Here is a 12,895-nt window from a genome sequence, read left to right on the forward strand (position 1 = left end):
TCCTGAGTCCGAAGGGCTCACACGGCGCTCAACCCTCCGTCCACCACCAGGCTCTGCCCGGTGATGTAGGAGGCGCGGTCGGACAGCAGGAAGGTAACGGCTTCGGCCACCTCCCAGGCGGTGCCCTGGCGCCCGAGCGGTACACGGCTGAACGAAGCGGAACGCGAGGCCCGCCGGGACGACGCCTCCCGGCCCATCGGAGTGTCGATCAGGCCCGGGACGACCAGGTTGGCGCGGATCCCGCGCGGCCCGCCCTCTTTGGCGACATGGCGGGTGAGCCCGAACAGGCCCGCCTTGGAACTGTCGTAGGCGGGCGAGTCGGTGGCCGCTCGCAGCCCGGCCACCGAACCGACGAAGACGATCGATCCCCGGTCGGTGAGCGCGGGCAGGCCGTACTTGGCGGCGAGGAAGGGAGCGCTCAGGTTGAGCGAGAGCACGCGCTCCCACTCCTGGGGTGAGGTGCCCGCCAGGCCCGCGCCGAGGCCGATGCCGACGTTGACCACCAAGGCGTCGAGGGGACCGAGTTCGCTCAGGGCCTCGGCGACCATGGCCGAGGACTGGCCCGGGTCAGCGGCGTCACCGACCAGGGGGAGGCCACGGGTGCCCTCCTCACCGACCAGGGCGGCGGTGGCCGCCGCGGCGGACGCGGAGACGTCGGCGCAGGCCACGGACGCTCCCTCACGGGCGGCGAGCACGGCCACCGCCCGTCCGTTGCCCACCGGAGCCCCCGGATCGTCGCTGGGGCGGGTGCCCGCGCCGATGACCAGTACATTCCGGCCGGTCAGGAGACCGGCGCGGTGGGCCACGGGGGTCCTGGGCTCAGACATGGCCGTGTGCCCCTTCCGCCGCGTCCGCGCCGGGCTCGCCGGGCGCGGGCAGGGTTTCCGTTGCGTAGCCGGGCTCGAGCCGGGTACCGGCGGAGTTCAGGAAGAATGCGACCATGTGGTACTGACCCACGAGCATCGTGATTTCGATCAGCTGTGCCTCGTCGTGGTCGGCGGCGAGCGCGGACCAGGTGGCCGCGGACAGACGTGCGTCCCGGTGCAGTTCGTCGGCGGCACGCAGCAGAAGGGCGTCGGCCGGCGTCCACCCGTGGGCGTCCGGGCCCGCGCCGACCCGCCGGATCTCCTCGTCGGTGACCCCGGCGGCTCTGGCCAGTGGTACGTGCCGCCCCCATTCGTAACCGGCCCGGGTGTGATGGGCGGTGCGCAGGATCAGCAGTTCACGGGTCCGGTCCGTAAGACGGCCGTCGCGCAGCAGATGACTGCCGAACGGCAGGAAGTGCCGGAAGAGGCCGGGGTGCCGCACCAGGGTCGTGAAGACGTGGGGGAGGCGGCCGTCGGCGTCCCGGGCGATCGGGGCGAGCAGCTGCCGGGTGGCCGGGTCCCACTCGTCCTCGGGAAGTGGTGCGAGGCGCGGGCCGGTGTCGGCGACGCGGTCGGGGCGGTGATGGTGTTCGTCGGTCATGGTGGTCTCCGTACGGTTCGTCAGACGGGGCGGTGGCGGGCAGGCGGGGCTGGGCACGGTCGATCGGCGCCTTGCTGCGTGGCCGCCGGTGGGCTCCTTTTGCCGCCGTGCCACTGTGCTTCCGGGGCCGGGGCGTTGTCGACGGCTCCCGGGCCAAGGGCGGAGGGGTCATATTGTTCCTTTGGACAACGGCCGGTGCCGGAGGCGGAGGTGAGGGCCATGCCCGGACAGCAGGGTGCGGCGGCGCCCCTCGAACGGGTCGTCGTCGCGATGGCCGAGCAGCGGGGGCACGTGGGCGGGCGGTTGCACGCTGATCTGACGAGTCACATCCCGTCCTACCGCGCGGTCCCGCGGGAACTCCTGGACCAGATCTGGCACCGGCACTTCCAGCGGGCTCTCGCGGTGCTGCGGGAGGGGACGGTTCCCGCGCCGGAGGAGTTCGACGAAGCCGATGTGGCCTGGGACCGGGTCGCCCGAGGCGTCCCGCTCGGCGACGGGCTCCGCGCCTTCCGCCGGGCGCTGAGCGCGATACGGGACCTGTTCCTCGCCGAGGCGGCCGAACGCGGGCTGGACCCCGTCCTCGTCGTGGACCGCACCAAGTGCCTGTGGGAACTGGCAGACGTGGCGAGCCTGCGGATCGCCGCCGTCCATCGGCAGGCTGAGGTCGCCTCCGCCCTGCTCGACGCGCGGCGCCGCGCCGACTTCGTGCGCGGACTGCTCTACGGAACGCTGAGCGCGGCGGAGATCCACAGCGGTGCGGTGATCTACGGTCTGCATCCGTCGCAGCGGTACCGGGCCATCAGAGCCGTCCCGAACGGCGACGCCGACCCGGACACGCTCGAACGCTCCCTGGAGTCCCACAGCCGCAGGTACGGCGAAGGGGCGCTGCTCACCGTGGTGGGGGAGGCCGTCGCCGGAGTCGTCCAGGTCAAGCCCGAGGCCGGTGACCTGGAGGTCACTGCGGGACTCGGCCCGCCGACGGACCTGACCGCGGTGCACCGCTCCTTCCGCGCGGCAGGCAGGCTGCTGGAGGCCGCCCGTGCGTACGGTCTGCGCGGCGTGTACGACCTGAGCGACCTGTCCTGGCGGGTGGCCGTCGTCGCCGAACCGGACCTGGCGGAGTTGCTGCTCGACCGCTATCTGCGCCCCCTGGAGGCGGAGGGGGAGTTCGGTGCGCTCATCGAGGAGTCGGTGCGGGACTACCTCGAGAAGGGGCGGCGGATCCGCGATGTCGCTCGGAGCGCCCACGTCCATGCCAACACCGTCCGCTACCGGTTGCGTCGTTTCGAGGAGCTGACCGGCGCGAGCCTGGACGCTCCGGACACCGTGGTGGAGCTCAGCTGGGCGCTGGCGGCGCGCGCGCTGAGGACTCCTCCACGCCATGCCGCGCGGCGGGCGCGACCGCGCCTGCCCACCGGGTTTCAATAGCCGTACAGGGCATCAGCAGTCCGCGGTGTCGTGAACGCCGGGTCACCGCTCCGGACGCCGGCACGCCGTCCACCGGCCGCGGTGATCGGCCGGTGGACGGCGATCTGCGGCACCGGACCGGTGATCGTACGAGGTGGTGGCGAATGGTGCAGAAGCCGACGAGGGAGCCCAGCGAGAGCCACGACGATCCGTTCGCCCCGCACCTGGCCGCCCTGGCGGTGCTCGACGACCGGGGAGCTGTCGTCGGATGGAACCGGCGAGCCCAGGAACTGCTCGGCCATCCGGCGACAGCCGTGATCGGTCGTCCGGCCTTCGAGGTCCTGGTCGATCCTCCTGATCTGCCGGCCGTCAGGAGGGCCGCCGCGAGCTGCATGAGAGCCGACGGCTGGTTCGGGGTGCTGAACGTGCGGCACCGCGACGGGCGGCTGGTGGAGATGGGGCTCAGGGCCCAGCCGCTCTCCCGGGACGACCACAACCGTGAGTGGCTCCTCACCGGGGCGCCGGCCGCCGACGTCCTGGAGTGGCAAAGGGACCGCGCGGTGCTCGACGGGTTGTACCGCCGGTGTCCCATCGGCCTGGTCGTCCACGGCCCCGACCTGCGGCTCCTCAGGGTCAACCGGGCCATCGAACGCTTCAGCGGCGTACCGGCAGCCGAGTTCCGCGGGCTGCCCACCGGATGTTTCCTCCTCCCCGACGACGCCCACAGGGCCGTGGACCGGGTGCGTCGGGTGATGGAGACCGGAAGGCCGATGGTCTACTCCGAGCAGCTCGTTCGCCTGCAGTCGGACCCGGCACGGGAGCGGGTCGCGATGGTCTCGTCGTTCCCGATGGAGGACTCCACCGGCCGCATCCTGGGTGTGGCCGAGATGATCGAGGACATCACCGAACGCCATCGGGCCCAGCGTCGGCTCGCGCTCCTCGACCAGGTCGGCAGCCGCATCGGGACCACCCTCGACGTGGCGGAGACCGCGCGGGAACTCGCCGAGGGGATGGTGCCTCACCTCGCCGACCATGCGTCGGTGGACCTGCTGCGGCCGGTGACGCGCGGCGAGGAACCGGCCCAGGCCCAGGCAGGGCCCCTGGTGCGCGTGGGCGCCTGCAGCGTCGGTGCCCAGCCACCCGGCCCGACCCACCCGCAGGGCGAGCCGGTCGAGTTCGCGTCCGGCACACCCCAGGCCAGATGCCTGGTCGAAGGGCGGGCCGTCCTGGAACCGGTTCTCCCGCCCGACTGGTTCTCCACCCAAGGCCGCCAAGGGGCCCACGCGCCGAACTTGTACGTCCACTCCCTGATCGTGGTGCCTCTGGCCGCACGGGGCCTGGTGCTGGGCGTGATGACCCTGTGGCGCGCGGGTCGTCCCGATCCCTTCGAGACGGACGACCTCACCCTCGCCCAGGAACTCGCCGCCCGGGCCGCCGTGGCCATCGACAACGCCAGGCGCTTCACCCAGCAGCAGCAGACCGCGTTCACCTTGCAGAGCAGCCTGCTGCCCCGGGCGGTTCCCGACCAGATCGCCGTCGAGGTGGCCCTGCGCTACCTGCCGGCCAGCTCGGCGCCGGGCCTGGGCGGCGACTGGTTCGACGTCATTCCCCTGTCCGGGGCGAGGGTCGCCCTCGTCGTCGGGGACGTGGTGGGACGCGGCATCCACGCTGCCGCCACCATGGGCCGGCTGCGCACCGCCGTACACACGCTCGCCAGCCTCGACCTGGAACCGGACGAGGTCCTCTCGCGCCTGGACGACCTGGTCAACCTGCTGGCGGTCGAACAGGAGGCGATCGGGGAACGGCCCGTGGGCGAGCAGGTCGTCGGCGCCACCTGCCTGTACGCCGTGTACGACCCGGTCTCCGGGCGGTGCTCCTTGGCCCGCGCCGGCCACCCGCCACCGGTGGTGACGGCTCCGGACGGACAGGCGGCTCCGCTCGATCTGCCCGCCGGTCCCCCGCTCGGCTTGGGCGGGCTGCCGTTCGAGGCCCGGGAGATCGAACTGGCCGAGGGAAGCCTGCTGTGCCTGTACACCAACGGACTCATCGGCGAACGCCGGATCGATGCCGACCTCGCCCTGACCAAACTGTGCACGGCGCTCACCCGCCCCGCGAACGCACTGGAGCGGACATGCCAGTCGGTGGTCGACTCACTCGTGCCCGAGCGCCCCATCGACGACGTGGCGTTGCTGATCGCCCGTACGCGCATGCTGCCACCCCGCGATGTCGCCTCCTGGCAGCTGCCGCCCGAGCCCGCCAGCGCGGCGCGGGCCCGGGCACTGACCTCGGCCAAGTTGACCGAATGGGGACTGGAGCACTTGGCGTTCACCACCGAGCTGATCGCCAGCGAACTGGTCACCAACGTCTACCGCTACGCCGGCGGCCCCGCGACCCTGCGGCTGATCCGTGAACGGTCACTGGTGTGCGAGGTCGGCGACACCAGCCACACCTCACCCCACCTGCGCCGCGCCCGCACGACCGACGAGGGCGGGCGTGGCCTGTTCCTGGTGGCCCAGATGGCCGAGCGCTGGGGCACCCGCTACACCCGCGAGGGCAAGACCGTGTGGACCGAACAACCACTGGCCGGCCCGCTTCCCTGACCGTCTCGGTCCGGCCCGGGGCTGCGGCGGGGCAGGGCCGGAGCGCCGATGCCCGACGGGACGACCGCCCCTGGGGGACGGCAGCCACGGCACCCGGCCAACCTGCTCGGCCCGCCCCGCCGCTCGGTCATTCGGCTGCGGCCAGCAGCCGTGCCTCGCTCTCCTCGTACAGCCGCCGGTGCTCGCGGGCGGCGGCGGCGCGGCGCCGGTGATCCACACGGCTGCCGAGCCAGCCCGCCAGGTAGCCGAACGGGACGGAGACCAGTCCGGTGGACTGCATGGGGAACAGGTCGAAGTCGGCGTCCGGGAAGACGGAGGCCGGCGTGCCCGAAACGGCCCTGGAGAAGACCAGCGCCAGCAGCGCACAGGCCGCTCCGCCATAGAGGGTGGCGAGCAGGCCGGTCCGCGTGAATCCGCGCCAGAACAGGGAGTAGGTGAGCGCGGGTGCCACCGCCGATGCCCCGACGCAGAGGGCCAGCGTGGTCAGCACTCCGACGTTCCAGTTCTGGACCAGGATGGAGAGCCCGATGGCGACGGTTCCCACCGCCACGCTCGTCCACACCGCCACCGTCATCTCCGTATGCGGCTGGGCCTGTCCTCGCCGCACCGCGTGCGCGAACAGGTCATGGGCGAGCGACGAGGCCGCGGCCAGGGTCATTCCCGCGACCGACGACAGCAGCGTGATGAACACCATGCCCGCCACGGCCGAGTAGAGAATCGTCGTGGCCGGGGAGCCCGGTCCCCCGCCGAACATCTGCGACAGCATGAGCACCGACGTCCTGCCCTGCGGGTCGGCCGCGGTGATGTACCGCGATCCCACCAGCGCCGCCGCGCCCGTACCCATGATGATCACGAGCAGGCAGAAGGTGGTGACCGTGCCGACCGCCCACGACATGGAGCGACGCACGGCCGGCACGTCCTGCGCCGAGTACAGACGCATCGTGATGTGGGGCAGGCAGGCCACGCCGAGGACCACGGTGATCTGCAGACCGATGAAGTCCAGCCGCGCGCCGGCCGAGGTGCCCAGTTCCAGGCCCTGCTGAAGGAAGGCGGGGCCCGCGCCGCTGCCGTTCTGGGCCTGCCTGAGCAGGTTGCCCGGGCTCCAGTCGAAGCGGTGCAGGACGAGGGCGGCGACGGTCGCGCTCGTGCCGAGCAGGAGCACCATCTTGATCATCTGCATGAGGGCCGTGCCCCTCATGCCGCCGAGCGCCGCGTAAATGATCATCAGGCTGCCGACGATGACGATGCACGCCGTCCTGGCACCCGCCACGTGCGGGAGGTCGATGATGAAGGTCAGCAGCGACCCGGCCCCGGAGAGCTGGACGACCAGGAAAGGCACGGTCGCAGCGAGCGTCACCACGCAGGCGGCCACACGCACGGCCCGCCCGGGCATGGTGCGAGCCAGAACGTCGCCCATGGTGAACCTGCCGGCATTGCGCAGGGGCTCGGCCATCAGGAACATCAGCAGGACCAGGGACAGGGCGGTGCTGACCGCGAGGACGTAGCCGTCGTACCCGGTGAGCGCGACGATGCCGGTGGTGCTCAGCACCGTGGCCGCCGAAATGTAGTCACCCGCGATGGCCAGGCCGTTCTTGAGCGGGGTGAGCTTGAGGTAGCCGGTGTAGAAGTTCTCGAGGTCGTCGCGGTCCGGGCCTGCCATCACGCAAACGAGCAGCGTGAGGGTGACCAGGGCGGTGAACAGGACGAGGACGGTGGTCTGCGTCCCGGAGTTGAAGTCGTTCATCTGGCCGCTCCCGCGTTCCGGCCGGCGGCGGCCGCCCGCTCACGCACGGCCCGGGCCTGCGGATCCACCGAGCGTCGTGCGCTGCGCCCGTACCAGAAGACCGCTGCGAAGGCGGCGAAGAGCTGGAGGACTCCCAGGGCCATTCCCAGGCTCAGCTCACCGGCGATCCTCGATCCCATCAGGCCCGGCGCGCAGCAGGCCAGCACCACGTACATCACGAAGGAGCCGAGCGCGGTGAGGGTGGATACCCGGCGGAGCCGGCGGTAGGCCGAGCGGAGGGCGGCCAGGTCGGCATGGTGCTCAGCCTGGTACGCATACGGCGCTCCCCAGGTGGCCTGCCCGAAGCGGTCATGTCCGGGGGCGCCGGCTCCGTATGACGGAGCCTGGCCGCGGGGCGGCGGCCATCCCGGCGGTCCGGGGGGCGGGTACTGGTTCTCGTCGGCGTATGTCATCGCCTGGCCTTCCACTACGGCTCGGACCCGTGCAGTGAACGGGGGAGGAGTCCTTCAGGCGCCGTACCATACCGACTGGTTGGGATGTCTGTTAGTGACGGTGCGATCACGTTATGGGATCGAGAAGAATCTTGCCGACGCGGCGGGGCGGCTGTTGTCTGGTGGCCGGCGCCAGCGGGTCGCCCTGGCGCGGGCGATCCTGCGCGACGCGCCGATCCTGCTGCTCGACGAGGCGACCAGCGCCTTGGACTCCGAGAGCGAGATCCTCGTCCAGGCGGCGCTCTGGCAGCTGATGGAGGGACGGACGGCGCTCGTGGTGGCGCACCGGCTGAGCACGGTCGCCGGCATGGACCGGCTCGTCGTCCTCGACCGGGGACGGATCGTCGAGCAGGGCACGCACCAGGAACTGCTCGCGTTGGACGGTGCAGCCTACGCGAAGCTGTGGCAGCACCAGTCGGGCGGCTTCCTGACGACGGCCCCGTCGGTGACACGGCCACGCGGGCCGAACTGCACTGAACGACCGCGGGTGGGGTGCCGGCATCCGCCTCAGACCACGCCGAACGGGACCTCCGCCCACCGAGTCGTCCCGCCCGCGTGCACGCGTACCCCGAACCGGGACGACAGCGCGGTGACAATGCCCAGCCCCCGGCCGTGCTCGTCCGGATCGACGGCGGAAGCCGACAGCCCGGTCGGGGCCACGGGACCCCGGTCGGTGACCTCGATGTGGACGGCCCTGCTCCGGCCCACCTGGCTGGGGGCGAGCCTCAACGTTGCCGGGGGCAGGGCATGGACGAGCGCATTGGTGACCAGCTCGGAGACGACCAGCAGCACATCCGCAACGACCTCCGGGGTCAGGTTCCACTCGGCGAGGACCACGCGTACGCGCCGGCGCACGGTCGCCACGGCCCCCGGGGCGTGCGGCAGCGGAAAGACATGCTCGGCCTCCTCGCGAGGCGCCGCGGTGAGCTGCGCTGTAGTCATGGAACCCTCCGTCCGGGAAGCACTGGCGGCCGGCAGTCGGGCGCGATGGAACGCTAAAGTCCCAAATGCCGCCAGTCAACGAACAGAGGTCGGCATTACCGAACGGCAGTCCCAAATGGGAAATATCGGGACTACTATCGCCTCATGACCGGCTCAGTCCAGTCGATCGAGCGCGCGGCGGCGATCCTGCGTCTGCTGGCCGGTGGACCCCGTCGGCTGGGGCTGGGGGAGGTGGCGTCGTCACTCGGGCTGGCCAAAGGGACCGCCCACGGCATACTGCGCACCCTGCAGCACGTGGACTTCGTGGAGCAGGACGCGGCGACCGGAAAGTACCAGCTCGGAGCGGCTCTGCTGCACCTCGGCACCAGCTACCTCGACGTCAACGAATTGCGCTCGCGCTCCATCAACTGGGCTGACGCCCTGGCCGCCCGCAGCGGCGAGGCCGTGCGCCTGGGCACGCCCCTGGAGGGCAAGGTGCTCGTCATCCACCACGTCTTCCGCCCGGACGACACTCTCCAGACACTGGACGTGGGCGCGCTGCTTCCGCTGCACGCCTCCTCACTCGGCAAGGTCCTGATGGCCTTCGGGGCCACGCCCGCCGACCCCGTGCTCGAGGCCGCACCGGAGGCGTACACCCGGCACACGCTGGTCCACCCCGACGACATCACCCGGGCGCTCGGTGAGATTCGGGAGCACGGATGGGGTGCGGAGGTGCAGGAGATGAGCATGGGCGAAGCGGGAATCGCCGCACCGATCCGGGCGCACGGCGGTCTCGTGGTCGGCGCGATCGGGGTGTCCGGCCCCGTCGAGCGGATCTGCGACGCCAAAGGCCGGCCTCAGCCGGCCCTGGTCACCGTGCTGCGGGAGGCGGCACGCGCGATCTCCAGAGACCTGGGCGCGGCCCGCTGGTAGGCCACCGGCATCCCCCGCGACGCACCGGAAGGCAGGGCAGATCATGGTGGATCGGTATGTGATGTCCATCGACCAGGGGACCACCTCCACGCGCTGCATCCTGTTCGACCACGGCGGACGGCTGGTGTCGGTCGCCCAGCGCGAGCACCAGCAGTACTTCCCGCGCCCCGGCTGGGTCGAGCACGACGCCGTCGAGATCTGGCGCAATCTTCAGCGCGTCGTACCCGAGGCGCTGTCGAACGCCCAAGTGGACGCGGGGCAGATCTCCGCCGTCGGGATCGCCAACCAGCGCGAGACGACGGTGCTCTGGGACCGGCGCACGGGGGTCCCCCTGGGCAAGGCGATCGTCTGGCAGGACACCCGTACCGCCCCGCTCGTGGAGGAACTGAGGAAGGATCCCGGGGACGAGTACTTCCTCGAACGCTGCTGCCTTCCCCCTTCGACCTACTTCTCCGCACCCCGGATCCGCTGGCTGTTCGACCATGTCGACGGGCTGGAGCGGCGTGCCCGGGACGGGGAGGTGCTGTTCGGCACCATCGAGAGCTGGCTGATCTGGAATCTCACCGGCGGCGCGGACGGCGGCCTGCACATCACCGACGCCACCAACGCAAGCCGCACCATGCTCATCGACGTCCGGACGCTCACCTGGAACGAGGAGCTGATGGACTTCTTCGGCGTGCCCCCCGCGATACTGCCGGAGATCAGATCCTCGGCCGAGGAGTACGGAGAGGCCCGCGCGGTGCTCCCCGGCGTTCGTCTCACGGCCGCGCTCGGCGACCAGCAGGCGGCTCTGTTCGGACAGACCTGCTTCTCGCCCGGCGAGACGAAGTGCACCTACGGAACCGGCAGCTTCCTGATGATGAACACCGGCACCGACCTCGTACGGTCCCGGCACGGGCTCCTCACCACCGTCGCCTACAAGATCGCGAACCAGCCCACGGTCTACGCCCTGGAAGGCCCGATCGCCGTCACCGGCTCGCTGGTCCAGTGGTTCCGCGACCGGCTGGGCCTGATCACCAGCGCACCCGAGATCGAGACCCTGGCGCGGACCGTCGAGGACAACGGCGGCTGCTACATCGTCCCCGCGTTCTCGGGTCTGTTCGCACCTCGCTGGCGCAGCGACGCCCGGGGCGTCATCGTCGGCCTCACCTCGTACATCACCCGGGGGCACCTGGCCCGGGCCGTCCTGGAGGCCACCGGCTGGCAGACGCGAGAGGTCGTCGACGCGATGAACGCCGACTCCGCGCTGACCCTGGAGCGCCTCAAGGTGGACGGAGGAATGACATCCGACCATCTGCTCATGCAGATCCTGGCCGATGTGCTCGACGTTCCCGTCGTACGGCCCCTGGTCCACGAGACGGTGTCACTGGGCGCCGCCTACGCGGCCGGACTCGCGGCCGGCTACTGGCCGGACCTGCAGATCCTGCGCCGCAACTGGCACATGGCCGGCCAGTGGCTGCCGGACATGGACCCCGCTCGACGGGACTGGGAGTACGCGTGCTGGCAGCGAGCCGTCGAGCGGTCCCTGGGATGGATCCAGCCTCCGGAGCGGTCATGACCGCGCGGGCTCACCATCCTGTCCCAGCCGGAAGACCTTCACACTGAGTGACAGGGGCATTTGGCCCGTGTCGGGAGCATCATGCGCCGTCCATGGATACTCCTTCCGGCGCTCGCTCCGGGATAGGTGGTGCTCTCGCATCCCCCGCCTGGGGACAGGACGAGGTGGTCCCGCACGGCCGTGGATTCCGTGCGCGGTTTCTGCAGGCGCTCATCGACGGCATCCAGTTCGGTGGGTCATCGCCATCACCGCGGTCGGACTCTCGCTGGTCTTCGGCACCATCCACCTGATCAACTTCGCCCATGGCGAGTTCGTCAGTACCTTCCGCTTTGAACGCCCTGTCCGGGAATTCCCATGGCTGGCGGCGGTGGGCAGCGGGACTGGAGAAGCAGCGCTGTATCCGCACGGTGTGTCAACCCGGAGTGATCTTGAGCTTCCGCAAGAAGACGTGGACGCTGGTGTCCGGTCGACGTCAAGCCAGTTCTCGCGTTGCGTGGGTGCGGTCGACGAGGTGACGACTGCTGACTGGTGGGCGGCCGTTCGCGTCCATCATTGGTCGTCGACCTCGTCGAAGATGCGTTGCAGAGCTTCGATAGCACGCTGGTGGCCGACTCCCGAGAGCTCGTCGGCCACTCCCTTGACCGTGAACGCTGCGCCCGCGTCGAGCGCCTTGCGCGCGAGGGTCGTTCCAAGGGCGACCGTGTTCGGCTGGCGCAGCCTGTGCAACAACAGCAGCCGAAGTGGCTGCACGGTGCGGCCATGGTCGAGGGCTTTGGATCCGCGAGTGCCTCGATGCTGCGCAGTGTCTCCGCCTGCTGACCTCCCGCTCGCTGCGCGGACGCGGGGTCGTCAGGGACGCGACGACTGTGTACGTCGCCCTCGGCACCGGTGGTGGGTTTCGTAACGCTGTGGCTTCGTAGGTCGTCCGTGCGATCCCCTGGGCCGTCACCGGCGCCATGCTCACACCATGACTGACACCCCCCACCACAACACCGCGGAACCGCAGCGCGACATCGAGCCGTCGGGCGTTCCCGCAGAGGCCACCCGCAGGTCCGTCATCGCCGCCTTGGGCGGCGCCACCCTCGGCGTGGCCGCGCTGGGTCTCGCCGCCACGCAGGCGACCGCCACCACCGAGCACCGGGCCGCGGCCCGGCCGGCTGCCGCCTGCGTCCTCACGCCCGAGCAGACCGAGGGGCCGTACTACCTGGACCTGGAGACGGTCCGCAAGGACATCACCGAAGGGAAGGCGGGTGTTCCGCTGGCCCTCCGAGTGACCGTGGTCGACGCGGCGACCTGCGCCCCGCTGCCCCGGACGGCGGTCGACATCTGGCACTGCGACGCCCTCGGGGTCTACTCCGGTTATGTCGCCGGAGGTTCCACCCCGGACACCACCTTCCTGCGCGGCGTGCAGCTGACCGACTCCGCCGGTGTCGCGGAGTTCACCACCGTCTATCCCGGCTGGTACGTCGGCCGGGCCCTCCACATCCACGTCAAGACGCATGTCGGAGGCACCGTGTCCAACGGGACGTACCACGGCGGCCACGTGTCCCATACGGGGCAGCTCTACTTCCCGGAGGCGTACAACGCCAGGATCGCCGCCCTGTCCCCGTACCGGAACAACACGGCCACCCGCACGCTCAACGCCCGGGACGGCATCTACCGCAACGGCGGGTCCTCGACCCTGCTGACCCTCGCCCAGTCGGGCAGCGACCTCGGCAAGGGAGTGACCGGCACCGTCGTACTCGGCATCGACCCCGCCGCCACACCCTGACGC

At 71.0% G+C, this 12,895-nt stretch carries 11 protein-coding genes and 1 pseudogene; 7 read left to right on the forward strand and 5 right to left on the reverse strand.

The annotated features are described in order from the left end of the window. Nucleotides 1-17 precede the first annotated feature (17 nt). Both AB0J12_RS06755 and AB0J12_RS06760 read right to left on the reverse strand, forming a co-directional pair. On the reverse strand, nt 18-827 hold the full coding sequence (locus AB0J12_RS06755) for an SDR family oxidoreductase (protein ID WP_363263103.1): 810 nt from the start codon (nt 825-827) through the stop codon (nt 18-20). Continuing rightward, nucleotides 820-1,467: a carboxymuconolactone decarboxylase family protein gene (locus AB0J12_RS06760; protein ID WP_363263104.1), complete on the reverse strand. Its 648-nt coding sequence runs from the start codon at nt 1,465-1,467 to the stop codon at nt 820-822. The genes AB0J12_RS06755 and AB0J12_RS06760 overlap by 8 nt, the downstream gene beginning before the upstream one ends. Nucleotides 1,468-1,686: 219 nt before the next feature. On the opposite strand from AB0J12_RS06760, the gene AB0J12_RS06765 reads away from it, so the two are divergent. Beyond that, complete coding sequence (locus tag AB0J12_RS06765; protein WP_363263105.1) at nt 1,687-2,895, forward strand: helix-turn-helix domain-containing protein; 1,209 nt, start codon at nt 1,687-1,689, stop codon at nt 2,893-2,895. A gap of 143 nt (nt 2,896-3,038) precedes the next feature. Continuing rightward, entirely contained in the window at nt 3,039-5,474 is a 2,436-nt protein-coding gene (locus AB0J12_RS06770; protein ID WP_363263106.1) for a SpoIIE family protein phosphatase, read from the forward strand. A gap of 127 nt (nt 5,475-5,601) precedes the next feature. Here the strand turns inward: AB0J12_RS06770 and AB0J12_RS06775 are convergent, their stop codons facing one another. Both AB0J12_RS06775 and AB0J12_RS06780 read right to left on the reverse strand, forming a co-directional pair. Further along, entirely contained in the window at nt 5,602-7,218 is a 1,617-nt protein-coding gene (locus AB0J12_RS06775; protein ID WP_363263107.1) for a cation acetate symporter, read from the reverse strand. Further along, a complete protein-coding gene (locus tag AB0J12_RS06780; protein WP_363263108.1) occupies nt 7,215-7,670 on the reverse strand; it encodes a DUF485 domain-containing protein in 456 nt (151 codons plus the stop codon). The genes AB0J12_RS06775 and AB0J12_RS06780 overlap by 4 nt, the downstream gene beginning before the upstream one ends. A 154-nt stretch (nt 7,671-7,824) precedes the next feature. Here AB0J12_RS06780 and AB0J12_RS06785 point away from each other — a divergent pair. Then, nucleotides 7,825-8,139, forward strand: a pseudogene (locus tag AB0J12_RS06785) (ATP-binding cassette domain-containing protein); the annotation flags it as partial. Between the two features lie 77 nt (nt 8,140-8,216). Here the strand turns inward: AB0J12_RS06785 and AB0J12_RS06790 are convergent. After that, complete coding sequence (locus AB0J12_RS06790; protein WP_363263109.1) at nt 8,217-8,651, reverse strand: ATP-binding protein; 435 nt, start codon at nt 8,649-8,651, stop codon at nt 8,217-8,219. Nucleotides 8,652-8,795: 144 nt separating this feature from the next. On the opposite strand from AB0J12_RS06790, the gene AB0J12_RS06795 reads away from it, so the two are divergent. The 4 genes from AB0J12_RS06795 to AB0J12_RS06810 all read left to right on the forward strand — a co-directional run bounded on the left by AB0J12_RS06795 (nt 8,796) and on the right by AB0J12_RS06810 (nt 12,892). Next, the gene (locus tag AB0J12_RS06795; protein ID WP_363263110.1) at nt 8,796-9,563 is read left to right on the forward strand and encodes an IclR family transcriptional regulator; all 768 of its coding nucleotides are present in this window, start codon (nt 8,796-8,798) and stop codon (nt 9,561-9,563) included. 43 nt (nt 9,564-9,606) lie between these two features. Further along, nucleotides 9,607-11,121 carry a glycerol kinase GlpK gene (gene glpK / locus AB0J12_RS06800; RefSeq protein ID WP_363263111.1) on the forward strand — a complete coding sequence of 505 codons (1,515 nt, stop codon included), beginning with the start codon at nt 9,607-9,609 and terminating at the stop codon, nt 11,119-11,121. A gap of 552 nt (nt 11,122-11,673) precedes the next feature. Next, on the forward strand, nt 11,674-11,940 hold the full coding sequence (locus tag AB0J12_RS06805) for a hypothetical protein (RefSeq protein WP_363263112.1): 267 nt from the start codon (nt 11,674-11,676) through the stop codon (nt 11,938-11,940). Between the two features lie 148 nt (nt 11,941-12,088). After that, nucleotides 12,089-12,892 (forward strand): intradiol ring-cleavage dioxygenase, encoded by an 804-nt coding sequence (locus AB0J12_RS06810; protein WP_363263113.1) that lies wholly within the window; start codon nt 12,089-12,091, stop codon nt 12,890-12,892. Nucleotides 12,893-12,895 lie beyond the last annotated feature (3 nt).

The sequence above is a fragment of the Streptomyces sp. NPDC049915 genome (genome assembly GCF_040656475.1).
Taxonomy (GTDB): Bacteria; Actinomycetota; Actinomycetes; order Streptomycetales; family Streptomycetaceae; genus Streptomyces.